The following is a 26,658-nucleotide window of genomic DNA, read 5'->3' as shown; positions in this document are numbered from 1 at the left end:
CTCGCTGCTGTTTGTCGCGCTTTCGCCAGCAAGAGGAAGGCCGGTCATCGCGACTTCGCCTTTGCTGGCGGTGACCAGAAAGCCGTTGTGATCGCCGATTTTCAATATGCCGCTTATGGTTTCAAAGCCGTCGCCGCGCGCACCGGTTTCGAGCATCAGGCGATCGCCATCGCGGTTGAATGTCTGGGGCGCGGCATAGTCGACAACACCGTCTTCCAGGATGAAGAAATAGGGCTGGTCGATCTCGATATTGGCGGGCAGCGGAATGGACAGGCGAAACAGGTCTCCGTCCACGGCAAAACTGCCTTCGCTGCCGAGAGGGCGGGGAAGAGCGGCACGGAATCCGTCAAATCTCTTGTCCGGCACGACCGATGCGTCCTTGCCGACAACCTGCAGGGTGATCGACAGTTCGTCCTGTTCGGGCACGCAAATCTCGTCGGTGCAGGACAGCCATTCGGATTTTACCGATATCGGCAGCGGTCCGGGACGGACGGCGTCGGACAGAGAGAGGGTAACAAGGACGGCATAGTCGCCCTTGTAGATATAGTTCATGATCCCCGAGATTAGCAGCCGGTCGGGAACCTGAAATTTTGCCGTTCCGGCGGTGACGCCGCGGGCAAGGTCCAGTCAAAGCTCATGCCGATGCCGGCATCGCCGGGATTTTCCCAATAGCCGTGCCAGGTCGGCTTCGGTTCCATGACAAAGGCGAGAGTGACGCTTTCTCCCGCCTTCACCTGCTGCGATTCCGCCACCAATGTGGCTGGCACATTCAACTCTGCATTGCCCAGCCGGTTCTGCGCCTGCGCAGCCGGGGCCAGAAACAGCGCCGCGAACATAAGCATGATCGAAAATAGGCGAAAATCAGATGTCATAAAAACTCACTATTTCCTGTTTAATCGCATTTAGGCTATTGGGGGGCCGCTTTCTATAGCGACATTCATCAGTGAGGACCATTCGTGCGAAATTTGACCCTAGTTACAGCCCTGACCGCGTCTATCATATTTTCCGGCAGCGCAAATGCGGAAGATCACAGCGGCACCGACAAAGCCCCGCCGAAGCTGGTTGTCGCCATTTCGGTGGACCAGTTTTCCGCCGATCTGTTTAGCGAATATCGCCGCAGCTTCACCGGGGGGCTGGACCGGCTGGCGAATGGCGCGGTCTTTCCGTCCGGTTACCAGTCGCATGCCGCGACCGAAACCTGCCCGGGTCATTCGACGATCATGACCGGCGTCCATTCCGGCCGCGCGGGCATCATTGCCAATAACTGGATCGACCTGTCGATCGCGCGCGAGGACAAGACCGTCTATTGCGCCGAGGACGAGCGGATCGACGGCACCAGCTTTGGCGATATTACGGCTCCAACGCAGGGCGATTATGTCGCTTCGGTCTGGCATTTGCTGGTGCCGACTTTGGGCGACCGGCTCAAAAAATCTCGCCCGAGTCTCGCAATGTTGCAGTTGCGGGCAAGGACCGGGCCGCTCTGATGATGGGCGGCCATGATGTCGACGAGATCTACTGGTGGAAAGGCAAGGGCTTTTCCACGCTGCAGGGCCGCACGACAATGCCGGCAATCGCGGCGCTCAACGAGTCCATTGCTTCGACTATCGACAAGGCGCGCCCGGCTTATGCGGTGCCGGCCCATTGCGCTGCGCGCAACGCCCGCATTGCGCATGGCGAGGGCAAGTCGGTCGGCGACTATGCCTTTCAGCGTCCCGAAGGTGCGGCGAGCATTTACCGCGGTTCTCCGGACTTCGACGGATCGGTGATCGATGCAGCCACCGTCTTGCTCAACGAGCTCAAGCTGGGGCAGGGCGAAGCCACCGACATCTTGTCGATCGGACTGTCGGCCACCGACTATATCGGCCATGGCTTTGGCACCGAAGGGCTGGAGATGTGCATTCAGATGAGCGAGCTGGACCGGTCGCTGGGCGAATTTTTCGATATTCTGGACGGCGAGGGCATCGATTATGTCGTCATGCTGACCGCCGATCACGGCGGCCTGGATCTGCCGGAGCGAATGAGCCTGCAGGGCGTACCGACCGCAGCGCGGATCGATCCCAATCTCAATGCAAGGACCATCGGCAAGAAGGTGGCCGAAGGGTTGCAGATTTCCGGCGACAAGCCCGTGCTCTTCGCCGACGGCCCCTTTGGTGATTATTATGTCAGCACCGACCTTTCCGAAATGCAGCGCAAACAGGTCAAGGATAGCGCGATCGCCCTGATTGCCGCTCATGCGCAGGTGGAAATGGTGCTGGATCGCGACGAGATTGCCGCGACAGACGTGCCGCGCGGGTCACCCGAGGAATGGACGCTCAAACAGCGCGCCCGCGCCTCGTTCCATCCCGACCGGTCCGGCGATTTCGTCGTTCTGCTGAAAAAGGGCATAACCCCGATTGCCACGACCGCGCGCGGATATGTCGCAACCCATGGCAGCCCTTGGGACTATGACCGCCGGGTTCCGCTATTATTCTGGCACCAAGGCATCCGGCATTTTGAACAGCCGCTGTCGGTGATGACCGTCGATATCGCCCCGACGCTGGGCGCGCTTGTCGGTGTGGAAATTCCCGCCGACGAAACCGACGGACAATGTCTGGATATTGACGGCGGGGCGGCAAACAGCTGCGAGTGAAGCCGGCGGGGTTCTAGCGCCGCTGGTAGCGGGTCAGGCCGCGTCCGAGGCTATTGTTGGCAATCCGCAGCTGGTCACCGCTCCAGTCGGCGACAAACCAGGTGTTCCGGTTCACGCCTTTGGCGAGCGAGGCGCTGTTGGAGTGGATGTTGAGCCCCTCTGAACTATGGTCGCGGTCTTCGGCGGCGATGGCAATGAAGGCGCTCCAGTTTTCCTTGTTCTGCCCCTGCACGAAAACATTGCCGCTGATCACACCGGTGGCACCGGCCGGCAGGTCGATCATGTAATTGGTCGCGCGCCCTGCGTGTCATCGAAACTGTTGTTGTTGATCGTCGCCCGGGGTGCGCGGCTTTTGACATAATGGCCGCCGCTGCCCTTTTCGAACCGGCTGTTGGTCACCTTCAGCGATCCGAAATCGCCGATATAGATGCTGTGCGCGCAGGACAGGCCGCGATCGCAGCGTCCCAGCCGCTGGAAGGTTGACCGGTCGATGACGATTTCCGCGCTCGGATCATCGGCGCTCAATATGCCCTGTTCGGCGTTCCGGAACATGGCGTTGTAGATATAGAGATCCCCGCGCTCGATCCGGATGCCGGCGCCATTGCCGTCGGGAACCCGCTGGTTCTGGAAGATGATGCCGTTGATCGTGGCCGCTTTGCCGCGCAGCACCAGACTGGCCTTGCCCTCGCAAACGCCGCCATCGAATATGGTCTGGCCGGGGACCGCTGCCTTGTAGGTGATACGGCCGGCTTTCTGGACGGCGCAATCGCCATAGGATCCGGGCGCGATGACGATCGTGGCGTTATTGCCGCCGATGGCTGCAACCGCCTCGGCCAGACGACCAAAGGTTTCGCCGGTTTCCTGAACCTTGAACGGCGCATCGCGCTGCGCCTGCACAGCGGTTCCGGCGACAGAAGCCGTGATGAATGCGGCGATCAGCGGGGTCTTGAAATTCATTTCGGCCATCCTGAATCGGGGGAATAGGGCATTTTCAATATCGCTTGCCACGATGGCAAACAATATAAAAGCATGGGCCGTCCCAGATGAATCCAGGCTGAGCGACAAAGGTTAAAGGGTTAATCCGCCAGGCTTATTCGTTGAGATTGGGGCGCAGCCACTGTCGTGCCTGATCCACCGACACACCGCGTCTCGTCGCATATTCCTCGACCTGGTCCTCGCCGATCCGGGCCACGCCGAAATAATCGGCCTGCGGATGGGCAAAATAGAAACCGGAAACCGCAGCGGTCGGCGTCATCGCAAAGCCGCTGGTCAGCTCGATACCGGTATTCTCTGTCGCATCCAGCATGTCGAACAATATCGGTTTCAGACTATGGTCCGGGCAGGCGGGATAGCCGGGGGCAGGGCGGATGCCCTGATATTTCTCGCGGATCAGGTCCTTGTTGTTCAAATGCTCGTCCGCGGCATAGCCCCACAGGTCTTTCCGGACATGTTCGTGCATGCGCTCGGCAAAGGCCTCGGCCAGCCGGTCGGCCAGCGCCTTCAGCAGGATGCTGTTATAGTCATCCTTGTCCATTTCGAACCGCTGGACATGTTCTTCGATACCGTGGCCGGCGGTGACGGCAAAGCCGCCGATCCAGTCGTCCTGGCTATCGGTGAAATCGGCGAGGCAATTGTTCGGCTTGCCGCCGCGCTTGACCACCTGCTGCCGCAGCATCGGCAGCGTGAATTCCGCATTGTCCGGCGAGACGAGAATATCGTCATTCTCGCGCCGGGCGCGCCAGAGGCCGGCAACGCCTTTCGCGGTCAGCCATTTTTCCTCGATAATCTGGTCGAGCATCGCCTGCGCATCGCGGAACAGGTCCGTTGCGCTCTCGCCGACGATCTTGTCTGTCAGGATTGCCGGATAATTGCCCGCCAGTTCCCAGGCGCGGAAAAACGGCGTCCAGTCGATATAGTCGCGCAAATCGGCAAGGTCCCAGTCTTCATAGACGTGCACTCCCGGCTTGGCGGGTGCCGGGGCCTTGAGGCTCATGTCGACCACAGCGGCATTGGCGCGGGCTTCTTCGAGAGTCGCCAGTTTCTTCCCGGTCTTGCCGGCGCGTGCGATCCGCACCTGCTCGTAATCTTCGCGGGTTTGGCGATAAAGGGCTCGGCCTGGGTGTCGCTGACCAGTTGCGAAGCCACGCCGACGGCGCGGCTGGCGTCCAGCACATAGATCGTGGGTCCGGAATAGGCAGGTTCTATCCGCAGCGCCGTGTGCGTTTTTGACGTGGTCGCGCCGCCGATCAGCAGCGGCACCGACATTTTGCCCGCTCCATTTCTTCGGCAACGGTCACCATTTCATCGAGCGAGGGCGTAATCAGCCCCGACAGCCCAATGATATCCGCATCATTTTCGTTCGCGGCCTTCAGGATGTCGGTCCAGGCGACCATGACGCCCAGATCGATGACTTCAAAGCCGTTGCACTGCAGCACGACGCCGACGATATTCTTGCCGATATCGTGCACATCGCCCTTGACCGTGGCCATGATGATCTTGCCCTTGCCCTTGGCATTCTCGTCCTTCTCGGCTTCGATATAGGGGAAGAGATGGGCGACGGCCTTCTTCATCACGCGGGCGGATTTCACCACTTGTGGCAGGAACATCTTGCCCGAACCGAACAGATCGCCGACCACATTCATGCCGTCCATCAACGGGCCTTCGATCACTTCGATCGGGCGGCCTTCGCGCGCCTTGACGGCGAGACGCATTTCCTCGGTGTCTTCGATGATATGCGCGTCGATACCCTTGACCAGCGCATGTTCCAGCCGCTTGTGCACTTCATAGCCGCGCCACTCTGCCGCTGCCTTTTCCGCCACTTCGTCGGTGCCGCGGAATTTCTCGGCGAGCGTGATCAGCCGGTCGGTCGCATCCTCGCGCCGGTCGAATATCACATCCTCGCAAAGTTCGCGCAGTTCCGGATCGATATCGTCGTAAATGTCGAGCTGGCCGGCGTTGACGATCGCCATGTCCATGCCGGCAGGGATCGCGTGGTAGAGGAAGACGCTGTGCATGGCCTTGCGGACGGGCTCGTTGCCGCGGAAGCTGAAGGAAAGGTTGGACAGGCCGCCGGAAATATGGACATGCGGGCAGCGTTTGCGGATTTCCCGCGTCGCTTCGATAAAGTCGATGCCGTAGCGGCGATGCTCGTCAATCCCGGTGGCGATGGCAAAGACATTGGGGTCGAAAATAATATCTTCCGGCGGAAAGCCGATGCCGGTCAGCAGCTTGTAGGCGCGTTCGCAAATCTCGACCTTGCGGTCCCTGGTATCGGCCTGTCCGGTTTCATCAAAGGCCATGACCACGACGGCGGCGCCATAGGCCATGCACTTGCGCGCATGTTTGAGGAATTCCTCTTCGCCTTCCTTCATCGAGATCGAGTTGACAATCGGTTTGCCGGAGACGCATTTCAGGCCCGCCTCAATCACCGACCATTTGCTGCTGTCGATCATCACCGGGACCCGCGCAATATCGGGCTCGGCGGAGATCAGCTTGAGAAAGGTGGTCATCGCATGATGCGCGTCGAGCAGGCCTTCGTCCATGTTGATATCGATCACCTGCGCACCATTCTCGACCTGCTGGCGAGCGACCTCGACCGCGGCTTCATAGTCATCGTTGAGAATGAGCTTCTTGAAGCGCGCCGAGCCGGTAACATTGGTGCGTTCGCCGATATTGACGAAATTGGTGGAAGAGGACTGTGTCATAATATATTATTGTTATCCGTTGGTCCCGACCGGAGCCGAGCGACATTCATTTTACGCGATCCGTGCCACGCCCCCGCGCGATACGAAAAAAATCCGTTTGTTCAGGCCGCCATCGTAAACGGCTCGAGACCCGAAAGCCGCGTCCGGACCGTCACATCGGGTATCCTGCGCGGCTCCTGATCGGCAACCGCCTTTGCGATGGCTGCAATATGCTCCGGCGTGGTGCCGCAGCAGCCGCCGACAATATTGACCAGGCCATCTTTCAGCCAGTCACCGATCAATTCCGCCGTCTCGTCCGGCATTTCGTCATATTCGCCGAGATCATTGGGCAGACCGGCATTGGGATAGGCCATGATCAGCGTATCCGCCTCTTTCGCCAGCATGGCGAGATGGGGACGCAGCTGGTCGGCGCCAAAGGAACAGTTGAGGCCGATGGTCAGCGGCTTCAGGTGCCGGACCGCGTGCCAGAAAGCCTCGACCGTATGGCCCGACAGATTGCGGCCGGACAGGTCGGTCAAGGTCATCGAGATCATCAGAGGGATATCCCGCCCGCTCGCTTCGGCGGCTTCCATCGCCGCCATCCCTGCGCATTTGGCGTTGAGCGTGTCAAAGATCGTTTCGATCAGCAGAAAATCGACGCCGCCCTCGATCAGCGCGTCGCACTGCGCCCGGTAGACGCCTTTCAGATAGTCATAGTCGATTTCGCGAAACCCGGGTCGTTGACATCGGGGGACAGGGACAGCGTCTTGTTGGTCGGGCCGATGGACCCGGCGACAAAACGTGGCCGTCCGTCTTTGGCCTCGGCCTTGTCGCAAGCCGCGCGCGCGATCTCGGCCGACTTGACGTTCAGGTCGCGGACCAGATGTTCGCAGCCATAATCGGCCTGGCTGATCTCGGTCGAACTGAAGGTGTTGGTTTCGATTATGTCGGCGCCGGATTCGAGATAGGACGTATGAATGGCTTCAATGATGTCCGGCCGGGTCAGGCTGAGCAGATCATTATTGCCCTTCTGGTCGTCGGTCAGGTCGAGACTGCCGCGATAATCATCTTCGCCCAGCCGATAGTTCTGGATCGCCGTGCCATAGCCGCCGTCGAATACCAATATGCGCTCTTCGGCCAGTGTCGTCAGTTGTTCGCGTGCGCTGGTCATGCCGCTTTCTCCTGTTGCGTGCCGCCCGGACGCTTGCCGAGCAAATGGCAGATCGCGTAGCTGAGCTCCGCCCGGTTGAGCGTGTAGAAATGGAATTGCCGCACACCGCCGGCATAAAGCTTGCGGCACAGTTCCGCGGCCACCGTGGCCGCGATCAGTTGCCGCGCCGAAGGATGGTCGTCCAGCCCTTCGAACAGGTCGTTCATCCATGCCGGGATTTCCGCGCCGCACATGCCGGCGAACTTGCGGGTCTGGGCCACGTTCGACACCGGCAATATGCCGGGTACCAGTTCCGCATCGATCCCGGCGGCCGCTGCGGCATCGCGGAAGCGGAAGAAGGCTTCGGCGGTGAAGAAAAACTGGGTAATCGCGCGGGTAGCTCCCGCGTCGAGCTTGCGCTTGAGATTGTCGAGGTCGCTCTGCGGGCAGTCGGCATCGGGATGGGTCTCCGGATAGGCGGCCACCGATATCTCGAAAGGCGCGATATCGCTCAGGCCCTTCACCAGATCGGCAGCGCTGGCATAGCCTTGCGGATGGGGCTCGAAAGCCTGGCCTTCGGTTGGCGGATCGCCGCGCAAGGCGACAATATGGCGAACGCCGGCATCCCAATAGGAGCGGGCGACGTCAGCGATTTCCGCCTTGCTGGCACCGACGCAGGTCAGATGCGCCGCAGCCGGAATATCGGTTTCCTGCGCAATTCTGGCGACCGTGGCATGGGTGCGTTCGCGCGTGGTGCCACCCGCACCATAAGTCACCGAGACAAAGCGCGGACTAAGCGGTTGCAGCGTGACCACGCTATCCCAGAGGGTCTTTTCCATCTTTTCCGATTTCGGCGGAAAAATTCGAACGACACATCGGCATCGCCGCTCAATCCTGCAAAAAGCGGAGCATCCAGCGCCCGCTTGGCCTCTTCCAGTTCGATCAGCCCCATCGGCCGCTTCGGATTATTCATGCTGATGCTCTTTTCAAATTTTTACTTCGGGGAGACAATTTGCCGGAACCGGGATGCAGGCTGGGCACGGTGGTTTTTCTGGCAACCCAGATTTTCACCGTCAGCTCGCCGCCATCGAGCGTTCTGGTCTGTACAAGGTCCAGATGCGATGCGCCGAGCCAATGTTTCATGCTGTCATCGCTGAAACCCAGCCTTGCGTGGGCATGTTCGGTGCGCAGGTCTTCCCGGTCATGGGCAGCGAAATCGGCGATCAGGACCAGGCCATCCGGTCTCAAGACCCGCGATACTTCGACCAGAACGGCTTCGGGATGCTGTGCATAATGCAGGACCTGATGGAGAATGACGCTGTCCACCGCACCATTTTCCAGCGGCAGATTGTTGAAGTCGCCTTGCTTCAACTCGGTTTTCTGTACCAGACCGGGCTCGCCGTCGCTTTCGCTCTCGAGCAGTTTTGCCCTTGCCAGCCGCAGCATTTCGGGGCTGTTGTCGATCGCGACGACCGATTGTGCCGAGGCTCCGAACAGTTCGACCATCCGGCCCGTGCCGGTTCCGATATCGAGCATCCGGCCCAGCGGCGCATCGCGCAGCAGGGCGAGCATCGCCCGCTCGACTTCCTCTTCGGGCAGATGGAGCGAGCGGATGGCGTCCCATTCTTCGGCATGGGCCGAGAAATAGCGCTCGGCCATTTCGGCGCGCGCCTTGCGAACCAGTGCCAGCTGCGCCTGGTCCTGCAGCGCCTGTTCGGACTTTGCCACCTTGTCCGAACGGAAAATACGTCCCAATATATCCAGTTCGGAAGCCGGTCCGGGCTTGAGAAAGACCCAGCTTCCTTCTTTGCGGCGTTCTGCCAGTCGGGCTTCGTCCAATATTCTGATATGGCGGGAAATGCGCGGCTGGCTCTGGTCCAGAATTTGTGCCAGTTCGCCGACGGCCAGTTCCATTTTCTGTAGCAACAGCATGATTCGCAAACGTGTAGGGTCGGCAAGTGCCCTGAATATGTTCAAAATTTGGTCCATGTTGAATAGCTATATAAAGAAATCTTTATATCTGGTCAATCGGCTTGATCTTTCGCCCGTGGCTTTATCATTCGCTTGTCAGGTCTAGGAGATTTTACACCGCAGAAAGGGCCAAATCAGGTTCTTCATTGCGTTCATTCGGCCATATCGCTAAAGATGGGCACCGCAGGCCAGAGGAGCTGATAAAACTCCCCGCCGGCTTGGTTTTGAGGACTAAAATAGAGGGTTACCCCAATGAAAAAAGTTACAACATCAATCGTACTCGCCGCTGCACTTGGCCTGGCCGCATGCTCCGGCGCAGACAATGCCGAAACCGGTGCTGAAGAAGCAGTAGAAGGCACGGAAGCAACGGCTGAAGAAGCTGCTGCTGATGCCATGGATGCTGCCGAAGGCGAAGCTGACGCCATGGGCGAAGCAGCCGCTGAAGCAACTGCCGAAGCTGCTGATGCCGCTGGTGAAGCTGCTGTAGCCGCTGGCGAAGCTGCTAAAACGGCTGGCGCTGCTGCCAAGGATGCTGCAAACAATGCAGTAGACAAAGCTGCCGCTGCCGCAAAAGACGCAGTCAACTAAGCTTTATAAAATCTACAAGAAAAAGGGCTGTCTGCGGACGGCCCTTTTTTTTGTCTTTGGTCCGGCTCGAACAGTCTTTATGGAGATGTCATGAGAAGCATTGTCAGCATCATGATATTGGCCGGACTGGCCGCCTGCGGTCCGGCGCAAAATGACCCCGGACCCGGTGGCGTGACCGTCGGCGAGGCCAAGGCGCTGGACGAGGCGGCGAAAATGCTGGACGAGCGCAACGAGCCGCCCGATTTGACGGAAAATATTACTGTCGGTGAGGTTGAAGGCGAATAGCGTCAGCCCGGGTGATAGCGGCCCACGGCCCGTGTTACCGCCTGCATCATACGCATGCGTTCGGGAATCGAGGCGGTCGTATCACCCAGCATCACCACCACTGCATAGCGCGTACCATCTGGCGCGGTCATGATGCCGATATCATTATAGCCGGTCGCCACCGAACCCAGCACCTGGCCGGTGCCGGTCTTGTGCAGAAATTCCCAGCCCGCAGGTACACCGGCCTTCAGCCGGTTGGGACCGCTGCGCGTGCGCTTCAATATCGACTGCAGCAATTTGGTTGAATTGGGCGAGAGCAGTTCCCCGCGGGCCAGCTTGTCGAGCGCGCGGACGATTGCGCGCGGACTGGCTCCGTCAACCGGATCTGCCAGATAGGCGTCAAGCGACTGGCGGCGCCGTTCGACCGGCACTTTTGCACGGGCTGCATAGAAGGACCGGCGATAGGACAGGTCCTGCTTCCATTCCATTCCGGCAATGCCGGCCTGCAACAGCCGCTCGCCGGGACCGAAGCGGATTTTTCCCAGATCGTTCTTGTCGATGAACTTGCGCACGGCCTCGGGGCCGCCGGCGTGCCGCAACAGGGCGTCATTCGCGGTATTGTCGCTGCTGGCCAGGGCCTTTTCCAGCAGCGTATAGACGGATTTCACCACGGCGCCTTCCCGTTCGACCTCAACCGCCATCGGCTGGTGGAACAGGGTGAGGTCTTCCTTGCCGATACGGATCGGGTCGGACAGGGACGCCCGGCCCTGGTCGATCTTGTCGAGCATGGCCATGGCCACCCAGAGTTTGGACACGCTTTGCTGCGGGAAATATTCGTCGATCCGGTGGCCGAATTCCCATTCGCCATCGATCCGTTTGATCGCAATGCCGGTCTTCCCCGGAAAGGTCCGCCACAGCTGGTCGATCTCGCGGACCAGCGCAGGGTCGGGCCGTTCTCGGGATGTATTTGTGGCAGGCGGGGCCGAGGGGGCCGGGTTCTGGTAGACGGGGGCGGAGCCTTGCCCGGCTTTGCCGTCGGGCGGTTCGAGGCGGAAACACAGGCTGCCAGTGTGACGGTGAGCATCAAGGTCAAGAAATGCCGAAAATGTCTCATGAGCGGCCGATCGTCTGCTGTTGTTATGTTCATATAGCCTTCTAACTACCCGACCCCGTCTGAACAGGGGCAAAACCGCCGGTTGCGGTGAATGATTCTCCTGCTGCGACAGATTGCCCCGGCCGGCGCGCAAACCGGTTGGACCCGATAGCCGGCGGCTATTTCAGGAAGCCGAAATTGAATCGGCGAGTAACCCGATAGTCCAGCGTGTTCACCAGAAAATAGGACAGGGTCCAGCGCAGCCGGTTGAGAAGGGTGCGGCGGGATTTGTGCAACGCCGGCGTGATGGCTTCACTCTGCTCGTGCAGGATGTCGATCACGCTGCGCGCATGATCGGCGAAGGCACCATCCTCGATCCGCAGCATCATTTCCACATTGATGAACAGGCTGCGCAGATCGAAATTTGCCGAACCGATATAGACGGCATCATCGACGACCACCAGTTTCGTGTGGAGGCGTCTGGGCTGGAATTCGAACAGGCGCGCATGCCGTTTCAGCAGATATCCGTAGAGCAGCCGGCTCGCCCCCATGGTCGCGCCATTGTCGGTCTTGCCGGGTAATATGATCCGGCTTCGCCCGCCGCGCTTCGACAGTCCGCCAATCCGCCGCAACAGGCCCTGTCCCGGAGAAAAATAGGCGGAGACGAGATCAAGCCTGCTGCCATTCTCCAGATCATTCTTGATCGCCCGCGCCCAGCGGCTCAGGCGATTGCTCGGTCCGCCGAGAAGCCACTGGAACTTGCCCGCGCCGGCCTCCCAATGGCGCACCATCCTGCGCAGCGAACGCATATTGCCATTGTCCTGGTACACCCAGTTGGACAATAGCCGAAAATAGCTCGCGAGACTGGCAACCTCGGGCCCCTTTATTTCCAGACCCAGATCTTCCCAGCTATCGTCGCTCTGGTCGTCTGCGCCGGTCTGCTGATGCACGGCAAAATATTCATCGGCGATGTTGAACCCGCCGATCAGGGCGCAGCAATCATCCGCGATGATCATCTTTTGATGATTGCGGACAAAATAGCTGGTCGAGAAACGCGGGCTGAAGACCCTGAACTTCCCGCCCGCCGCGACAAACGGATCGAAAAAGGCGCGCGGCGCGCCATTGGAGCCAAAACTGTCGACCATCATTTCCACGGCAACGCCCCGTTCGCAGGCGGCTATCAGGATATCGAGAATTTTCCGGCCGATCAGATCATCCTCGAACATGTAGAAGAAAAGCCGGAGGCTTTCGTCGGCCCGCTCGAGCATGTTCACCAGCGCGGAAAGGCGTTCGTCCGGCGCACGGACCAGCCGCAGCCGGTTCCCGCCGACGTCGAACCATTGCGCTCGTCCGGCTTGCCATAACAGTTTATTCGCGGGGGTGTTTTCCATGATGTCGGGGCATAGATTATCCCCGTCGCACCGACAAACCATTAGATTGGGTATCGCTTTGCCGGCTCATGCTTTGGCCCGCCCTGATTTGTTGACAAATCCCGCCCATAGCCCTACATGCAGGCCTCTTTTCCTATAGTTTGCAGAATCAGGAGCGCCTTATGGCTCGCGTTACGGTTGAAGATTGCGTTGATAAAGTCACAAACCGGTTTGATCTGGTGTTGTTTGCTGCCCAGCGCGCACGTGAGATTTCGGGCGGCGCAGAGCTGACTGTCGATCGCGATCGCGATAAAACCCGGTTGTCGCCCTGCGCGAAATCGCGGAAGAAACCGTCAAGCCGAAGGATCTGCAGGAAAGCCTGATTCAGTCGCTGCAGAAGGTTCTTATCGACGACGACGATACGCCGGATGAAATCGGTTCGATCAGCCAGTCGGCCGAAGCGCTTCGCCTGACAGCCGCTGCCCCACCACGCAGCGCTGGCGTCGCCGGAGATTACGGCCGCCGCTAGACGGTTGGCGGTCCGCCGCAGATATCACCGAGACAAAAGAAAAGGCCGCCGGGAATATCCCGAGCGGCCTTTTCTTCGTCCTGGCTTTTGCCGGATCGCGAATCAGGCGCCTTGCGGTTCGGGATCGCCGAACGGGCCTTTTTTCTTCCGTCCCGCTTTCGGGATGGATGTGCCGATCGTCGGCACGGCGGCCGGCTTGATCACGCCGCCGTCCGGACGCTCGAACTTGCCGGTCTTGACCAGCTCGTCGATTTCCTCGCCGGACAGCGTCTCATATTCGAGCAGGGCATTGGCCAGCGCGTGCAGCTGATCCTCATAGGTGGTCAGAAGATGTTTCGCCCGGTCATAGCTGTCGTCGATCAGCTTGCGGATTTCCAGATCGATCTTCTTGGCCGTCTCGTCGGACATATGGACGCGCTGGGACTGCGAATAGCCGAGGAAGGTTTCGCCTTGCTCCTCTTCATATTGCAACGGTCCCATCAGGTCCGACATGCCCCACTGTGTCACCATGTCGCGGGCCAGCTTGGTCGCGTACTGGATGTCGCCGGAAGCGCCGGATGATACTTTGTCATAGCCGAATATGATTTCCTCGGCGACGCGTCCGCCCATCGACACCGCCAGATTGGCGTGCATCTTGTCGCGGTGGTAGCTGTAATTGTCCCGTTCAGGCAGGCGCATCACCATGCCGAGCGCACGGCCGCGGGGGATGATGGTTGCCTTGTGGATCGGATCGGATGCCGGTTCGTGGACCGAGACAATGGCATGACCGGCTTCGTGATAGGCGGTCATCTTCTTCTCGTCGTCGGTCATCACCATCGACTTGCGCTCGGTGCCCATCATGACCTTGTCCTTGGCATCCTCGAACTCGCTCATCGCGACCATCCGCTTGCCACGGCGGGCCGCCATCAGCGCTGCCTCGTTGACCAGATTGGCCAGATCGGCACCGGAGAAGCCGGGCGTGCCGCGCGCAATGGTGCGCGCGTCGACGTCTGGCGCCAGCGGCACTTTCTTCATGTGGACAGCAAGAATCTTTTCGCGACCTTCGATATCGGGGCGCGGTACAACAACCTGGCGGTCAAAGCGGCCCGGACGCAGCAGCGCGGGATCCAGCACGTCGGGACGGTTGGTTGCGGCAATGATGATGATACCTTCATTGGCCTCGAAACCGTCCATTTCGACCAGCAGCTGGTTCAGCGTCTGCTCGCGTTCGTCATTGCCATTGCCGAGACCAGCACCACGATGACGGCCGACCGCGTCGATTTCGTCGATGAAGACGATGCAGGGCGCGTTTTTCTTCGCCTGTTCGAACATGTCGCGGACACGGCTGGCGCCGACGCCGACAAACATTTCGACAAAATCGGAACCGGAGATCGAGAAGAAGGGCACGCCCGCTTCGCCTGCGATAGCGCGGGCCAGCAGCGTTTTACCGGTACCAGGCGAACCGACGAGCAATGCGCCTTTCGGAATCTGGCCGCCCAGCTTGGCAAAGCGTCCGGGGTTTTCAGAAATTCGACAATCTCTTCCAGCTCTTCGCGCGCTTCGTCGATACCGGCGACATCGGCAAAGGTGACCTTGCCCTGTTTTCGGTCAGCAGCTTGGCCTTGGACTTGCCGAAGCCCATGGCGCCCGAGCCGCTGCCCTTCTGCATCTGGCGCAGCACAAAGAAGGCGATGCCGAGGATCAGCAGGAAGGGCAGGGACTGGACCAGGATGATCTGCCAGATACTGGCCTGTTCCTGTGCCTTGCCGCTATATTCGACGCCTTTCTCATCCAGCAGATTGACCAGCGACGGATCGCTGCCAACCGGCGTGGTGGAGAACATGTCGCCATTGGTCAGTTCACCGGTGATCTTGTCCGGCGCGATGGACACGCTTTTGACGCTGCCTTCCTCGACCTTGTTGCGGAAGGAAGAATAGCTGATGCCGGTTGCGCTCTCGCTGGAAGCGCCGGCACTAAACATCGAAACCGTAAGCAGAAGCGCGATGATGACGCCGGCCCAGATGAACATGCTTTTCATCCAGGGATTGTCTTTGGGATCCTGTTCGTCATTCATTGCGCATCTTGTCCTGTAATCATTGTTGCAGCGGATGAACGGCATCACGCCGCAATTATCTATGGTCTAAAGATAGTCCTTTTGCTGCGGATGACAATAACAAGGCCAATGTTTTTACCGATCAGTGTGATCGGAGCGGCCCGCCGTCCGGCCTGCAGCGGTGAATCAGCTGGTCCGCCGCTCCGGCGCGGGCTGAAAGCGCCAGACGGCGCCGCCCCGGCACAATATGTCTCCCAGGGTGACGGTTTCGCCCTTTTCCAGCGCGATGATTGTCTGGTCGATCTGGCTGCCGCGCGGTGACAGGGCAGGGTCGCAGCTATGCAGACATCGCAGCAGCAGCCGCCGCTGGATCTCGTGCGGGAAGCGCGTGCGGGAAAGGGTGCAGCCCAAGTCGGTGGGTTTGAGATGGTCTTCGGCAAGACGCTCGACCATCCATTCGATAGCCTCGCGCGCGTCGCCTAGTGCGCTGGCGCTCTGGCTGGCGAGGCTGGTGTCAAAACCTTCAAGATCCTGCAGCGCGTTGCGTACCCGCACACGGTCAAAGCCCTGATCGCGATTGGAAGGATCGTCGACCGGGTTGAGACCATGGCCGGCGACATGGGAAACCAGTTCCGATTTCTGAAAATGCAGCAGGGGGCGGATGATATGGGTCCGTTTTTCACGGATCCCCGACATCCCGTCGATGCCGCTGCCGCGCAAGATGCGCATGATCATGGTCTCCAGCTGGTCATCGGCATGGTGGGCGGTTGCCAGCCAGTCGATATTCCGGTCCTTCATCCAGTCGTGGAGCAATCCGTAGCGCGCGTGCCGGGCCGCGCTCTGAATACTGCCGCGAATCGGAATGACGGGGCGCAATATGTCGTGCGGGATGCCGCGCTCGCGACAGATGGATGCGACAAATTCCGCCTCCTCGCGACCGGCAGGGCGGAGGCCATGATCAACCGTGGCAGCGGCGATCCTGTCCGGATAGGCCTGCAACGCCAGCAGCAACAGGGCAAGACTGTCGGGTCCGCCGGAAACCGCGAGGCCCAGCTTCTGCTCGCTGGATGCAAATGCCGGTAACAGCCGGTCCAGCGCCTCGGAAAACCGGGATTCGAGCGAGGCGGCCGTACCGGTCATGATCTATTTGCAGTTGGCGGCAGCCTTGCCCGATGTCACGCGATCGGCCAGACGGCCACTGGCGACCTCGGGATAGACATCCTGCATCTCCGCCAATACGCGGCAGGCATCGGCCTTTTTCCCCAGCTGCACCAGCGCGGTGCTCAGGAAATAGAGACTGTCCGGCGCACGTTCGCCGCGTGGCCGTTTCTGGTAATTTTCATAGAGAGCAACCGAAGCCAGCGCCGGCTTCCCATCGTCCAGATAGGCGCGGCCGAGCAGATTCTGGGCGAAACTCGAGCGCCGGTGGGACGGATGATCCTCGACCATTTTTTCAGCTGGGCCTGCGCCTCTGGATAGAATTTCGCGTCCCACAGCCGATAGCCGTAAATATAGGCATCTTCCCCGGCATCACCGGTTTCCGGCATGACGATCGCGGCGACCCCGACAACCCTCTGGGGATCGGGTGCAGCCTCTGTCGCCGGCGCCGGGGTGCTTTTCGGCGGGGATCCGCTGACACCGGCCGCGGGCAGCATCGCGGCCGGGGCAGCGGCTGCCGCCATCCGGTCCTCCAGCTTTTTCAGCCGAAATCCGTTTTCCTCGACCTGACCGGTCAGGTTGGCCAGACTGCGTTCCAGCGCGTCCACCCGGGCGATCAAGTCGCTCACAGCCGAGGTTGTAACCGATGCCGCTGGCGAAGCCGGGCCATTTTCCGCGGTGATCTCTGGCTCGAAATAGCGGGTCGAACCGCCCGGGAATATCTTGCGCTGAACCGCGCGCATTTCCTGTTCGAGCCGGTCCACGCGCTTGTCCACATCCGCGCTCTGAGCCGATGCAGGCGTGCTGGCAAGCAAGCTGGCGAGCAATATTGTGATACCGAATTTCTTCATCGAGGCCTCCGCTGATTGCGCCAATATTAACCATATATAGCGCTGAAAAGTAAAGAATATTATGCCGGAAAACGGGCGGACTCCGGCGACTGGCCGCTATCGTGACAGCCCCTGCATCGCTTATTCAGATGACAGGTCTGCGTCCGGATTGCTGACCGTTTCCCGTGCCAGCAAGGCGGCGGCGCTGACCCCGACATCCTTGATCGTGCGCTCTGCGGTGCCCAGTTGCGGGACGACCTGTCCATCGATCGTGACGGTCAGGGCGGCGGGGCGCCCGGTCAGTATCTGCGGATCATTGGCATCAGCCGGTACCGTGAACGTGTCGCCGGCGGCCATTTCATCCTCGAACAGACGCTCGCCCTCCGCATCATATATTTTCATCCAGACCGGTTCGGTTGCGGTCAGCACCACTATTCCCTGGCTGGATGGCGTCGGGCTGCTGCCCTGGACATTCTGTTCGCCGGAAGGTGTAGTTGCGCTTTCCGCCGGCGGCGTGCTGTCACTTTCGGCGATCTGTTCCAGGTCACCGGGATTGAGGATCAGGGTGCGCCAGACGAGATAGCCGATCAGCACCAGCGCGCCGATACCGGCGGCGGTCCAGGCGAGATAGCGGGGCGGGATGCTGGACGGGTTGGCCGGCGCATAGCCGCTGACTTCGGGCTGATAGGCTCCGTGACCCTGCTCGTCCATTTCCGCGCGCAGCTGGCTGCCAATGGCCGCATCGACCAGGCCGACGGTTCTGGCGTAGGATTTGGCGAAGCCGATCGCATAGGTTCGGCCGGGCAACGCGTCGAAATCGCCGCTTTCTATCGCTTCCAGATGGCGTTGCGGAATCCGGGTTTTTTGGCGATATCTTCCAGCGAGAGGTTTTTCTGCTCTCTCGCCCGACGCAATAATTCGCCGGTGCTGTGCAGATGCAGCTCGACATTTTCTTCGTCATTGGTTTCTTCGGCCACAAAAACTCCCTTGGCCGGATCATTTTGCGACCCTTATCGCACTTCCCGGATATGCGACGAAAAAAGCCAGTTCGGGCGGCAAAAGTCAATGACTATCATGCTTTAGACGCTGGATTTTTATAATTTGATTGGCTGGCTGGAATATTTGCCGGCCGATCAGCGGAAACGCGGTCAGTCCAGATCGACATTCTGCTGCAGGGCCCATTGTTCGAGACGCGATCTCGGTTCGGCCGGTGCTTCCTTCAAAATCGCCTCGATTTCCAGCCTGGCCTGGCCGAGGTCGAGCGACCGGACCATCGCCTTGATCGGACCGACCGAAGCGGGCGTGATCGACAGATTGCGAATGCCGAGACCCAGCAGCGCCAGCGCATCGAGGGGGCGACCTCCCATTTCTCCGCAAATGCCGAGCGGAATGTTGAAGCGCGCGGCATTGTCCGAGACGCGCCGCAGGAACCGGAGAATGGCCGGGCTCATCCAGTCGAAACGTTCGGCCAGCTTCGGATTGCTCCGGTCGGCTGCGAACAGAAACTGGGTAAGGTCATTGGTGCCGATCGAGAGAAAATCGAGGCGGTCTGCCATCAGGTCCATACATTCGGCCAACGCCGGAACCTCGAGCATGGCGCCATAACGAATCTGCGTCGGCAGGCGCTTTTTCTGGCTTTGCAAATAGGCGCGCTGGTTTTCGAATACCGCCCGCGCCTCGTCAAATTCCCATGGCTCGGCGACCATCGGGAACATGACATTCAGCTTCCGTCCCGCGGCCGCCTCGATCAGGGCGCGGGCCTGGACCTTCATCAGCGCATCCCGTTCGAGACCGATGCGGATCGCCCGCCAGCCCATCGCCGGATTGTCTTCCTTGATTTCGCTGGCCTGGAAATAGGGCAGGGGCTTGTCGCCGCCGATATCGACGGTGCGGAAAATGACCGGCTTCTCGCCGGCGGCATCCAGGACATCGCGATAGAAGCGTGTCTGCCCGGCGCGGCCCGGCATGGTTGCGGCGACCAGAAACTGGAATTCGGTCCGGAACAGACCGATACCGTCGGCTCCGGTCAGGTTGAGCAAGGCGAGATCGTCCCGCAAGCCGGCGTTGATATTGAGGGTGATCCGGACGCCGTCCCTGGTTACGGCTTCCTTGTCGCGCAGTTCGGAATAGGCAGCGCGCTTTTTCTGGCTGAGCTCGAGCTGCGCCTCGAACGCCTCCTCCATCGACGGGCTGGGGCGGACGAACACGGTCTTCTCGTCGACGTTGAGCAGAAGCGGGTCATCTTCCCGCACGACCTGCCGGATATTCTTGACCTGGCCGAGTATCGGAATGCCCATCGCGCGCGCGATGATCGTGACATGGGCGGTCAGCGAACCTTCCTCGAGGATGACGCCTTTCAGCTTGCGCCGGTCATATTCGAGCAGTTCTGCCGGCCCGAGATTGCGGGCAATCAGGATCGTGTCCTGCCGCAGGCCCATTTTGGCCGCCGTGCCCATTTGCCCGGACACCGTACGCAGCAGCCGGTTGGCGAGATCTTCCAGATCGTGCATGCGCTCGGCCAGCAACGGATCGTCAATCTGCCGCATCCGCATCCTGGTATGCTGCTGCACGCGTTCGATAGCCGCTTCTGCGGTCAGGCCGCTGTCGATGGCTTCGTTGATGCGGCGGCTCCAGCCCTCGTCATAGGCGAACATCTTGTAGGTTTCGAGCACCTCCTCATGCTCGCCACCGACGCCGAATTCGGCCTGGCTGGTCATCTGGTCGATCTGGTCGCGCATCTTGTCGAAGGCGGAATAGACCCGGTGCCGCTCGGCCTCGGTATCCTCCGCCACCGTATGCTCGATCTTGACGCGCGGCTGGTGGAATACAGCATGGCCGCGGGCCTTGCCCTTGACCAGCTGCAAACCGCTCAGACGATTGGCCCCGACGTCGAGCGTCACCGTTTCTTCGGCCAGATTGTCATCGACCAGCTCGGCGCTGATGATCAGTTCGGACAGGACCATCGCCGCGGTCTGGAAGGCTTCGATCTCGACTTCGGAATAGCGTCGCGGCTCGACATGCTGGGCGCACAATACGCCGATCGACTGCTGGTTGCGGATGATCGGCACGCCGGCAAAACTGTGGAATTTTTCCTCACCGGTTTCCGGTCTGTACTGGAAGTCGGGATGGCTCGCTGCCTCGTCGAGGTTCAGTGTCTCGACATTCTTGGCGATATAGCCGGTCAGGCCTTCACCCATTGCAAGCTTCGTGACGTGGACGGCTTCCGCGTTCAGCCCGCGGGTCGCGAACAGTTCCAGCAATCCGTCGCGGCGCAAATAGATCGAGCAAACCTCGCTGCTCACCGCCTCGGCGATGGTTTCGACGACCTGGTTCAGTTTCGCCTGCGCGTTACCGCGCGACGCCATGATCGACCGGAGGCCGGTCAGGATATTGCGGGCAGTCTTGGTACTTGAGGGATCGGATGCGGGCATGATCTTTGCCTAGCAGAAAGGCCGGTTGAGTGCGATGCAGAAAACGGCCCTTCGGCCCAGGCAAATGTTATTTTTCCGGTCGAGCCGGATCGCCGTCGCCGGAGCCCGGCTAGTCCAGCAATTCTTCCTTCAGTCGGAGCTTTTCTTTCTTCAGGCTATGGATTCGAATCGTGTCGGGAAGCGGGCGGGTTTCTTCTTCGTTTATCTTGCGTTCCAGCGCTTCATGTTTTTGCGCAATGCTGACATGTGATCCTGAATCATTAAAGTCTCCTCAGAAAATGTTGTTTTTGAAAATGAAAGAGGGTGGAAGCTTCCTTTCCTGCTGTGACGGGCAATCCGCCGCGCCTTTGGCTTCATGATTTAAATGTCTTGGTTTCGACATGAACCATGAATAGGATCAAGATTGCAAAATTGTGAAAGCGGCGCAAGGGGGAGATTGATCCGGAATGGGGATGAGCGATGAAGAGTTGCAAATGCGGCTTGAAATGCTGAAAATCGAGCATCGCGATCTCGACGAAGCGATCGCCGCGCTGGTCGCAGCGGGCAATGCCGACCAATTGCGGACTGCGCGACTCAAGAAAAGAAAATTGCAGTTGCGCGACCGGATAATCGTGATCGAGAACCAGCTGATTCCCGACATCATTGCCTGAGGTCGCGGTCGTCTGCGGACTTGCCGACCGTTAACCAGAATTGTCCACCAGTTAACCCCGAAATCTCCCGCGTGTCAGTTTGAAACAGCCGCCCCGCAGGGCTTTCTGACTTGTAAAATTAACTGTCAACGGACGGCGAAAAATTGCTACGGAGCGGATATGCCAAATCGTGAATCCCTTTTGACGCCTAGACTGATGGATGCACTATATACCGAGGCAATGCTGCTGGCCGACGAATCCCGCTCCTATTTTGAATCGGGCCGGTTCCATGAAGAAGCAGACCCCGACGACCTTCTTGCGGTTTCTTTTTCCTGTGAATCGCTGAAAGTCACGACACGTCTGATGCATTGTATCGCCTGGCTGCTGAACCAGAAGGCCCTGCAGAGCGGGGAATTGTCCGAAGGCGAAGCGTGGAACCATGATCGCTCGCTCGGTCAGGCCCCGGTGACCGATCGGGCGCTGGTCAACCGTTTCCCGGCAGAAGCGCGCCAGATTGTCATGGCCAGCGAGGAATTGTTCGAGCGGCTGGAGCGCCTCGCGGCGCGCATGGATCAGGAAATCGAAGCGGAGTCAGCGGTCCAGGATATGTTCCGCCGACTCCAGAGCAGCTTTTAGCCCAGTGCGGTCCGTTCAGGCGGTCGCGACTTTTTCTTCGTCCATAGTCGGATAGTCGATATATCCCTCCGGTCCCTGGCTGTACCAGGTCGGGGTGAAATCGATCGGATTGAGTTCCGCGCCCGCCCGGAACCGTGCCGGCAGATCGGGATTGGTCATGAAGGTCCGGCCAAAGCTGATCGCATCGGCCTTGTTCTCGGCCAGCGCTGCGGTCGCATTATCATAAAAATAGTCGCTGTTCAGAACCAGCGGCCCCTTGAAGACCGGCCGGATATCGGGGCTGACCGGCGGCACATCGGTATTGCCGTAGGTACCGTGGGCAGGGGGCTCGCGCAGTTCGAGAAAGGCGATGCCGATCTGGTCGAGCAATTTTGCCGCAGCGGTAAAGGTTTCCACCGGCGTCGCGTCATCCGCGCCCTGGGAGTCGCCATTGGGGGACAGGCGCACGGCAACCCGGTCGCCGCCCCAGACATCGACCAGCCGCTGGGTCACTTCGCCGAGCAGCCGAATGCGATTCTCTACCGGTCCGCCATATTCGTCGGTCCGCAAATTGGTGCCGGACCGGATGAACTGGTCGATCAGATAGCCATTGGCTGCGTGCAGCTGCACACCGTCAAAGCCGGCTTTCTTCGCATTTTCGGCGGCATTCTGGTAATCGTCGAGCAGGCCCGGGATTTCCGAGATTTCCAGTGGACGGGCTTCTTCATAGTCTCTTTTGCCCTGATAGGTGCGGACGCTGCCCGGTGCGGTGGTGGCGGACGCCGATACCGGCTTTTCGCCGCCGAGGAAATCGGGATGGACGATGCGGCCCATGTGCCAGAGCTGGCAGATGATCTTGCCGCCGGCCTGGTGAACGCGCTCGACAACCGGCTTCCACGCTTCGGTCTGCGCGTCATTCCAGATGCCCGGCGCGAAAGGCGTGCCGAGGCCCTGCTGGCTGATCCCGGTGGCTTCCGAAATGATCACGCCGGCGCCGGAACGCTGCGCATAATATTCGCCCATGATCGGTGTGGGAACAAATTCCATGGTCGACCGGCAGCGGGTGAGCGGGGCCATGAACATGCGGTTTGCGGCCTCGATGGCGCCAACGGTGATCGGATCGAACAATGTGGTCAAGATGGAATTCCCTTAAACAGAGGCATGGATTGTTAATCAGACAGTTAAGTTGCCGCTCCCGCAAATGCAATGGTTTGAAACCGAGCAATTTCTGTCTATGTTGATAGCTCTGATTTCAAAGGAACCTCCATGTCTGCATCGCTTCTCGAAGATCCGACCCTGGACGAAGTGCGCTCTTTTCTTGCGCCATCGCTGGCCGCGCAGGCGGCGTTCGACGGCTGGAACGAAAAGGCGGTGCTGGCTGCGGCAGGCCTTGCCGGCGTCGATGCAGATCTTGCCAGATTGGCCTTTAACGAGGGGCCGGTCGATATGATCGACGCCTGGTTCCAGGCAATAGACGAGAAAATGGCAGCGAAATACAGCGCCGATGAACTGGCTGGAATGAGAATCCGGGAGCGGATCAAGGCGCTGGTCGAAGCGCGGCTGGAAGCGCTCGGGCCGGACCGCGAAGGCCTGCGGCGGGCGCTGGCAATATTGGCTGCTCCGCCGCATCTGCGCCGGGCCGCGAAAATGGGCTGGCGGGCCGCCGACGCAATGTGGCGGCTGGCCGGTGACACCGCGACCGACTATAATCATTATACCAAACGTACCCTCTTGTCCGGCGTTTACGGGAGTACAATCAGCGTCTTTCTCGACGATGAGAGCGAGGGCTATTCGGACAGCAGGGCGTTCCTGGATCGACGGATCGAAAATGTCATGCAGTTTGAAAAGGCCAAGGCCAAGGTCACCGGTCGCGGCGGTGACCGGTTCAGCATGGCGCGCTTTGTCGGGCGGTTGCGCTATCGGGGCACGTAAGCGATATCGCTCCGGTGGCGGGGCGGATCAGCGCGCGCTGCGCCCGGCTGTAAATTCGCAGAAAAAGACTCGCCAATCTCAATCAATATTGATAATCAATCGCAATTAGAAAGGCCTCGTTGCGATATATGCAGACACCCACAACCCTTGACCAGCTGTCACTCAGGCAGAATGCTGAAATCGTGGCAATCGACTGGGGAGCCATTTCCGATAACGAGGGACGTCGTCTGCGCGCGCTTGGCATCGATGAGGGCGTCTCGGTCGAGAAATTGCACAAGGGCATGTTCGGACTGAATGATCCGATAGCATTGAAAGTCGGACGGATGATGATCGCTATTCGCAAATCCCATGCACAGGCGATATCGGTCCAGCCGGTAGCGGTTACGATAGCCGCCTGATCGATGACCGAAGCTGCACCACTGATTGTCCTCGCGGGCAACCCCAATTCGGGCAAAAGCGCCTGTTCAACGCCTTGACCGGCGCCCGGCAGAAAATTGCCAATTATCCCGGTGTCACGGTCGAGCGGAAATCCGGCCATTTCAGCTTCGCGGACGGACGTCCGGCCGAGCTGGTCGACCTGCCCGGCAGCTACAGCCTCGACCCGACCAGCCCCGATGAAGAAGTGACGCGCGGCGTTATCATGGGGCTGCAAAAGGGCGAACGCCGGCCTGACATGATTGTGCTGGTGCTCGATGCGGCCAATCTCGACAATCATCTCCGTTTCGCGCTTGAGGTCATCGCGCTCGGCCAGCCGGTCGTGGTGGCGCTCAATATGATGGATCTGGCGGAGCGGGACGGTTTGACGCTCGATCCGGCGAAGCTCGAACAGGCGCTCGGGGTTCCCGTGGTACCAACGGTTGCCGTTCGCCGGCGCGGACTGGAAGATCTGTCTGCGACCGTCGAATCCCGTCTCAAGCTGAAGCAGGATGGCGCCAGACCGATTGTCGCGCAGGAGCGCGATCATGGTTTACGGCAGCAGGCCAAGCGGATTGCCAACCAGGCGATCGTTTCCGAAACCGCAGGACGGCGCTGGTCGGAACGGGCCGACCGCCTGTTCCTCCACCCCATTGCCGGACCGTTGATTCTGCTCTCGGTGCTGTTTGTCATGTTCCAGGCGGTGTTCGCCTGGTCAGAGGCACCGATCGGCTGGATCGAAGGTGCCAGCGAATGGGTCGCGGCGGCCGTCGAATCGAACCTGTCGCCGGGCTTCCTGCGTGACTTCATCATCGAAGGCGCGATTGCCGGTGTTGGCTCGGTGGTCGTGTTCCTGCCACAGATCCTGATCCTGTTCCTGTTCATCCTGCTGCTCGAAGCGAGCGGCTATATGACCCGCGCCGCCTTCATCATGGACCGGCTGATGGCCAGTGTCGGCCTGTCCGGGCGCAGTTTCATACCGTTGCTGTCGTCCTTCGCCTGCGCCATTCCCGGCATCATGGCAACGCGCAGCATTTCCGATCCGAGAGACCGGCTGACGACGATATTGGTCGCGCCGCTGATGACCTGTGCCGCGCGGCTGCCGGTTTACGCGATCATCATCGGTGCTTTCATTCCGCCGACCAGCGTCGGACCGGGTATCGGTCTGCAGGGGCTGGTCCTTTTCGGGCTCTATGTCTTCGGCATCGTCGGCGCGATGATCGTCGCGCTGGTGCTGCGCTCGACGGTGACCAAGGGGCCGAACAGCGGCTTCCTGATGGAAATGCCGAAATATCAGCTGCCAAGCCTGCGCGACATATTGATCGGCCTGTGGCAGCGCGCCTGGATATTCCTGCGCCGTGCCGGCACGATCATCTTTGCCGCGACCGTCATATTGTGGCTGCTGCTGACCTTTCCGAAGGTTCCCGAAGACAGCGTCATGAGCCAGGTCGACTATAGCGCGGCGGGCCGGATCACCAATGTCATCGCCCCGATCGTCAAGCCGATCGGCTTCGACCGTGATATCGCGCTTGCCCTGATTCCGGCGATGGCCGCCCGCGAAGTGGCTGTTGCGGCGCTGGCGACGACCTATGCGATCGATGCGCCGGACGAAGAGGCGGAAGCCAAGTCGCTGACCGAAAGGCTGCAAAGCCGTTGGTCGCTGCCGACCGCACTGGCCTTTCTCGCCTGGTTCGTCTTTGCTCCGCAATGTATTTCGACGATTGCCGTTACACGCCGTGAAACCAACGGCTGGAAATGGCCGACCTTCATGCTCGTCTATCTTTTTGCGCTCGCCTATATCGCGGCCGGTATTACATATTGGAGTGCCGTCGCGCTCGGTCTATAGAGTCTCCCAAGAATCGTTAATCACGTTATTTTTGGGGAATTTGAAATGGCCGGCGGCATCAACAAAGTCATCATCGTAGGCAATCTGGGCAAGGATCCGGAAGTGCGGACCTTCGCCAATGGCGGTAAAGTCTGCAATTTCAGCGTCGCGACATCGGAAAGCTGGAAAGACAAGCAGACCGGCGAGCGCAAGGAAAAGACCGAGTGGCACAATATCTCGATCTATAACGAAGGCCTTGCCGGCGTTGCCGAAAAATATCTGCGCAAGGGCAGCAAGGTCTATCTCGAAGGCAAGCTGCAAACCCGCAAATGGCAGGACCAGTCCGGCAATGACCGCTATTCGACCGACGTCGTATTGCAGGGCTTTGACGCGAAAATGGAAATGCTCGACAGTCGCCAGGGCGGTGGTGGCCAGGGTGGCGGTTCCAATGACGGCTGGGGCGGTGGCGCACCGTCCGGTGGCGGCGCTGGCGGTGGTTCCGGCGGTGGCTGGGG

Annotated in this window: 24 protein-coding genes and 6 pseudogenes; 11 read left to right on the top strand and 19 right to left on the bottom strand. The window is 59.8% G+C overall.

The genetic code is table 11. The features are described 5' to 3' along the window. Together C8024_RS14955 and C8024_RS23610 are read right to left on the bottom strand one after the other, a co-directional pair. On the bottom strand, positions 1 to 564 hold a 564-nt coding region (locus C8024_RS14955), incomplete at its 3' end, for a protein-disulfide reductase DsbD domain-containing protein (RefSeq protein WP_367947374.1). Then, complete coding sequence (locus tag C8024_RS23610; protein WP_217272238.1) at positions 564 to 836, bottom strand: protein-disulfide reductase DsbD family protein; 273 nt, start codon at positions 834 to 836, stop codon at positions 564 to 566. The genes C8024_RS23610 and C8024_RS14955, both read right to left, overlap by 1 nt. 120 nt (positions 837 to 956) lie before the next feature. On the opposite strand from C8024_RS23610, the gene C8024_RS22020 reads away from it, so the two are divergent. Further along, complete coding sequence (locus C8024_RS22020; protein ID WP_367947372.1) at positions 957 to 1,484, top strand: alkaline phosphatase family protein; 528 nt, start codon at positions 957 to 959, stop codon at positions 1,482 to 1,484. Continuing rightward, complete coding sequence (locus C8024_RS14945; protein WP_254305985.1) at positions 1,484 to 2,629, top strand: alkaline phosphatase family protein; 1,146 nt, start codon at positions 1,484 to 1,486, stop codon at positions 2,627 to 2,629. The genes C8024_RS22020 and C8024_RS14945 overlap by 1 nt, the downstream gene beginning before the upstream one ends. Before the next feature lie 13 nt (positions 2,630 to 2,642). On the opposite strand, the gene C8024_RS23605 is transcribed toward C8024_RS14945, so the two are convergent. From C8024_RS23605 to C8024_RS14920, 6 genes and pseudogenes are all read right to left on the bottom strand, one after another. Next, positions 2,643 to 2,912 (bottom strand): hypothetical protein, encoded by a 270-nt coding sequence (locus C8024_RS23605; protein WP_367947371.1) that lies wholly within the window; start codon positions 2,910 to 2,912, stop codon positions 2,643 to 2,645. Next, entirely contained in the window at positions 2,909 to 3,586 is a 678-nt protein-coding gene (locus C8024_RS14940; RefSeq protein WP_367947370.1) for a hypothetical protein, read from the bottom strand. The genes C8024_RS23605 and C8024_RS14940 overlap by 4 nt, the downstream gene beginning before the upstream one ends. Positions 3,587 to 3,719: 133 nt before the next feature. Beyond that, positions 3,720 to 6,333, bottom strand: a pseudogene (gene metH, locus C8024_RS14935) (methionine synthase). Between the two features lie 101 nt (positions 6,334 to 6,434). Beyond that, a pseudogene (locus C8024_RS14930) lies at positions 6,435 to 7,483 on the bottom strand (homocysteine S-methyltransferase family protein). Further along, positions 7,480 to 8,414, bottom strand: a pseudogene (gene metF, locus C8024_RS14925) (methylenetetrahydrofolate reductase [NAD(P)H]). Before metF ends, C8024_RS14930 begins: the two co-directional pseudogenes overlap by 4 nt. 17 nt (positions 8,415 to 8,431) lie before the next feature. Beyond that, positions 8,432 to 9,451 (bottom strand): metalloregulator ArsR/SmtB family transcription factor, encoded by a 1,020-nt coding sequence (locus C8024_RS14920; protein WP_173206622.1) that lies wholly within the window; start codon positions 9,449 to 9,451, stop codon positions 8,432 to 8,434. A 234-nt stretch (positions 9,452 to 9,685) separates the two neighbouring features. On the opposite strand from C8024_RS14920, the gene C8024_RS14915 reads away from it, so the two are divergent. Continuing rightward, positions 9,686 to 10,021 carry a hypothetical protein gene (locus C8024_RS14915; protein WP_100094062.1) on the top strand — a complete coding sequence of 112 codons (336 nt, stop codon included), beginning with the start codon at positions 9,686 to 9,688 and terminating at the stop codon, positions 10,019 to 10,021. Between the two features lie 90 nt (positions 10,022 to 10,111). Further along, positions 10,112 to 10,306 carry a hypothetical protein gene (locus tag C8024_RS14910; RefSeq protein ID WP_173206619.1) on the top strand — a complete coding sequence of 65 codons (195 nt, stop codon included), beginning with the start codon at positions 10,112 to 10,114 and terminating at the stop codon, positions 10,304 to 10,306. A 2-nt stretch (positions 10,307 to 10,308) separates the two neighbouring features. Here the strand turns inward: C8024_RS14910 and C8024_RS14905 are convergent, their stop codons facing one another. Both C8024_RS14905 and C8024_RS14900 read right to left on the bottom strand, forming a co-directional pair. Next, the gene (locus C8024_RS14905; protein ID WP_254305984.1) at positions 10,309 to 11,532 is read right to left on the bottom strand and encodes a serine hydrolase; all 1,224 of its coding nucleotides are present in this window, start codon (positions 11,530 to 11,532) and stop codon (positions 10,309 to 10,311) included. Positions 11,533 to 11,557: 25 nt separating this feature from the next. Further along, positions 11,558 to 12,769, bottom strand: a complete 1,212-nt coding sequence (locus C8024_RS14900) for a phosphatidylserine/phosphatidylglycerophosphate/cardiolipin synthase family protein (RefSeq protein WP_173206616.1) — start codon at positions 12,767 to 12,769, stop codon at positions 11,558 to 11,560. Positions 12,770 to 12,930: 161 nt separating this feature from the next. On the opposite strand from C8024_RS14900, the pseudogene rpoZ reads away from it, so the two are divergent. Continuing rightward, a pseudogene (gene rpoZ / locus C8024_RS14895) lies at positions 12,931 to 13,277 on the top strand (DNA-directed RNA polymerase subunit omega). 102 nt (positions 13,278 to 13,379) lie between these two features. Here the strand turns inward: rpoZ and ftsH are convergent. The 8 genes and pseudogenes from ftsH to C8024_RS14865 all read right to left on the bottom strand — a co-directional run bounded on the left by ftsH (position 13,380) and on the right by C8024_RS14865 (position 20,966). Continuing rightward, positions 13,380 to 15,330: pseudogene (ftsH, locus tag C8024_RS14890) on the bottom strand (ATP-dependent zinc metalloprotease FtsH). Positions 15,331 to 15,495: 165 nt separating this feature from the next. Then, positions 15,496 to 16,449, bottom strand: a complete 954-nt coding sequence (tilS, locus tag C8024_RS14885; protein ID WP_173206613.1) for a tRNA lysidine(34) synthetase TilS — start codon at positions 16,447 to 16,449, stop codon at positions 15,496 to 15,498. 3 nt (positions 16,450 to 16,452) lie between these two features. Beyond that, complete coding sequence (locus C8024_RS22610; RefSeq protein WP_302051641.1) at positions 16,453 to 16,581, bottom strand: hypothetical protein; 129 nt, start codon at positions 16,579 to 16,581, stop codon at positions 16,453 to 16,455. A gap of 11 nt (positions 16,582 to 16,592) precedes the next feature. Further along, a complete protein-coding gene (locus C8024_RS14880; protein ID WP_254305983.1) occupies positions 16,593 to 17,318 on the bottom strand; it encodes a hypothetical protein in 726 nt (241 codons plus the stop codon). Between the two features lie 120 nt (positions 17,319 to 17,438). Next, positions 17,439 to 18,128: a RodZ domain-containing protein gene (locus C8024_RS20425; protein ID WP_367947373.1), complete on the bottom strand. Its 690-nt coding sequence runs from the start codon at positions 18,126 to 18,128 to the stop codon at positions 17,439 to 17,441. Beyond that, a complete protein-coding gene (locus C8024_RS20420; protein ID WP_217272236.1) occupies positions 18,125 to 18,274 on the bottom strand; it encodes a RodZ family helix-turn-helix domain-containing protein in 150 nt (49 codons plus the stop codon). Before C8024_RS20420 ends, C8024_RS20425 begins: the two co-directional genes overlap by 4 nt. Positions 18,275 to 18,445: 171 nt before the next feature. Beyond that, the gene (gene ptsP, locus C8024_RS14870) at positions 18,446 to 20,728 is read right to left on the bottom strand and encodes a phosphoenolpyruvate--protein phosphotransferase (protein WP_100094070.1); all 2,283 of its coding nucleotides are present in this window, start codon (positions 20,726 to 20,728) and stop codon (positions 18,446 to 18,448) included. A gap of 109 nt (positions 20,729 to 20,837) precedes the next feature. After that, complete coding sequence (locus C8024_RS14865) at positions 20,838 to 20,966, bottom strand: YdcH family protein (RefSeq protein ID WP_173206629.1); 129 nt, start codon at positions 20,964 to 20,966, stop codon at positions 20,838 to 20,840. Positions 20,967 to 21,180: 214 nt separating this feature from the next. On the opposite strand from C8024_RS14865, the gene C8024_RS14860 reads away from it, so the two are divergent. Together C8024_RS14860 and C8024_RS14855 are read left to right on the top strand one after the other, a co-directional pair. Beyond that, positions 21,181 to 21,378, top strand: coding sequence for a YdcH family protein (locus C8024_RS14860; protein WP_100095595.1), 198 nt, complete (start codon positions 21,181 to 21,183; stop codon positions 21,376 to 21,378). 159 nt (positions 21,379 to 21,537) lie between these two features. After that, positions 21,538 to 21,993, top strand: a complete 456-nt coding sequence (locus C8024_RS14855) for a DUF1465 family protein (protein ID WP_302051640.1) — start codon at positions 21,538 to 21,540, stop codon at positions 21,991 to 21,993. Positions 21,994 to 22,008: 15 nt separating this feature from the next. On the opposite strand, the gene C8024_RS14850 is transcribed toward C8024_RS14855, so the two are convergent. Further along, positions 22,009 to 23,109: an alkene reductase gene (locus tag C8024_RS14850; protein ID WP_173206607.1), complete on the bottom strand. Its 1,101-nt coding sequence runs from the start codon at positions 23,107 to 23,109 to the stop codon at positions 22,009 to 22,011. A gap of 129 nt (positions 23,110 to 23,238) precedes the next feature. On the opposite strand from C8024_RS14850, the gene C8024_RS14845 reads away from it, so the two are divergent. The 4 genes and pseudogenes from C8024_RS14845 to ssb all read left to right on the top strand — a co-directional run. After that, entirely contained in the window at positions 23,239 to 23,904 is a 666-nt protein-coding gene (locus tag C8024_RS14845; RefSeq protein WP_173206604.1) for a COQ9 family protein, read from the top strand. Between the two features lie 128 nt (positions 23,905 to 24,032). Next, positions 24,033 to 24,302, top strand: coding sequence for a FeoA family protein (locus C8024_RS14840; protein WP_173206602.1), 270 nt, complete (start codon positions 24,033 to 24,035; stop codon positions 24,300 to 24,302). A 3-nt stretch (positions 24,303 to 24,305) separates the two neighbouring features. Beyond that, positions 24,306 to 26,164, top strand: a pseudogene (locus C8024_RS14835) (ferrous iron transporter B). A gap of 45 nt (positions 26,165 to 26,209) precedes the next feature. Next, positions 26,210 to 26,658 (top strand): single-stranded DNA-binding protein (ssb, locus tag C8024_RS14830; RefSeq protein ID WP_173206600.1); only part of this gene is annotated, 449 nt, incomplete at its 3' end.

It is taken from the genome of Sphingopyxis sp. BSNA05 (genome assembly GCF_013265645.1).
In the GTDB taxonomy this organism is placed as follows: domain Bacteria; phylum Pseudomonadota; class Alphaproteobacteria; order Sphingomonadales; family Sphingomonadaceae; genus Parasphingorhabdus.
This window is presented reverse-complemented; position numbering and strand designations above follow the sequence as displayed.

Excerpts from the sequence above, each read along its gene's own strand:
- C8024_RS23610 (WP_217272238.1), bottom strand. The coding sequence starts at position 836 with ATGTTCGCGGCGCTGTTTCTGGCCCCGGCTGCGCAGGCGCAGAACCGG.
- C8024_RS14945 (WP_254305985.1), top strand. The coding sequence starts at position 1,484 with ATGATGGGCGGCCATGATGTCGACGAGATCTACTGGTGGAAAGGCAAG.
- C8024_RS23605 (WP_367947371.1), bottom strand. The coding sequence starts at position 2,912 with ATGATCGACCTGCCGGCCGGTGCCACCGGTGTGATCAGCGGCAATGTT.
- C8024_RS14940 (WP_367947370.1), bottom strand. The coding sequence starts at position 3,586 with ATGAATTTCAAGACCCCGCTGATCGCCGCATTCATCACGGCTTCTGTC.
- C8024_RS14920 (WP_173206622.1), bottom strand. The coding sequence starts at position 9,451 with ATGGACCAAATTTTGAACATATTCAGGGCACTTGCCGACCCTACACGT.
- C8024_RS14915 (WP_100094062.1), top strand. The coding sequence starts at position 9,686 with ATGAAAAAAGTTACAACATCAATCGTACTCGCCGCTGCACTTGGCCTG.
- C8024_RS14910 (WP_173206619.1), top strand. The coding sequence starts at position 10,112 with ATGAGAAGCATTGTCAGCATCATGATATTGGCCGGACTGGCCGCCTGC.
- C8024_RS14900 (WP_173206616.1), bottom strand. The coding sequence starts at position 12,769 with ATGGAAAACACCCCCGCGAATAAACTGTTATGGCAAGCCGGACGAGCG.
- tilS (WP_173206613.1), bottom strand. The coding sequence starts at position 16,449 with ATGACCGGTACGGCCGCCTCGCTCGAATCCCGGTTTTCCGAGGCGCTG.
- C8024_RS14880 (WP_254305983.1), bottom strand. The coding sequence starts at position 17,318 with ATGAAGAAATTCGGTATCACAATATTGCTCGCCAGCTTGCTTGCCAGC.
- ptsP (WP_100094070.1), bottom strand. The coding sequence starts at position 20,728 with ATGCCCGCATCCGATCCCTCAAGTACCAAGACTGCCCGCAATATCCTG.
- C8024_RS14860 (WP_100095595.1), top strand. The coding sequence starts at position 21,181 with ATGAGCGATGAAGAGTTGCAAATGCGGCTTGAAATGCTGAAAATCGAG.
- C8024_RS14855 (WP_302051640.1), top strand. The coding sequence starts at position 21,538 with ATGCCAAATCGTGAATCCCTTTTGACGCCTAGACTGATGGATGCACTA.
- C8024_RS14845 (WP_173206604.1), top strand. The coding sequence starts at position 23,239 with ATGTCTGCATCGCTTCTCGAAGATCCGACCCTGGACGAAGTGCGCTCT.
- C8024_RS14840 (WP_173206602.1), top strand. The coding sequence starts at position 24,033 with ATGCAGACACCCACAACCCTTGACCAGCTGTCACTCAGGCAGAATGCT.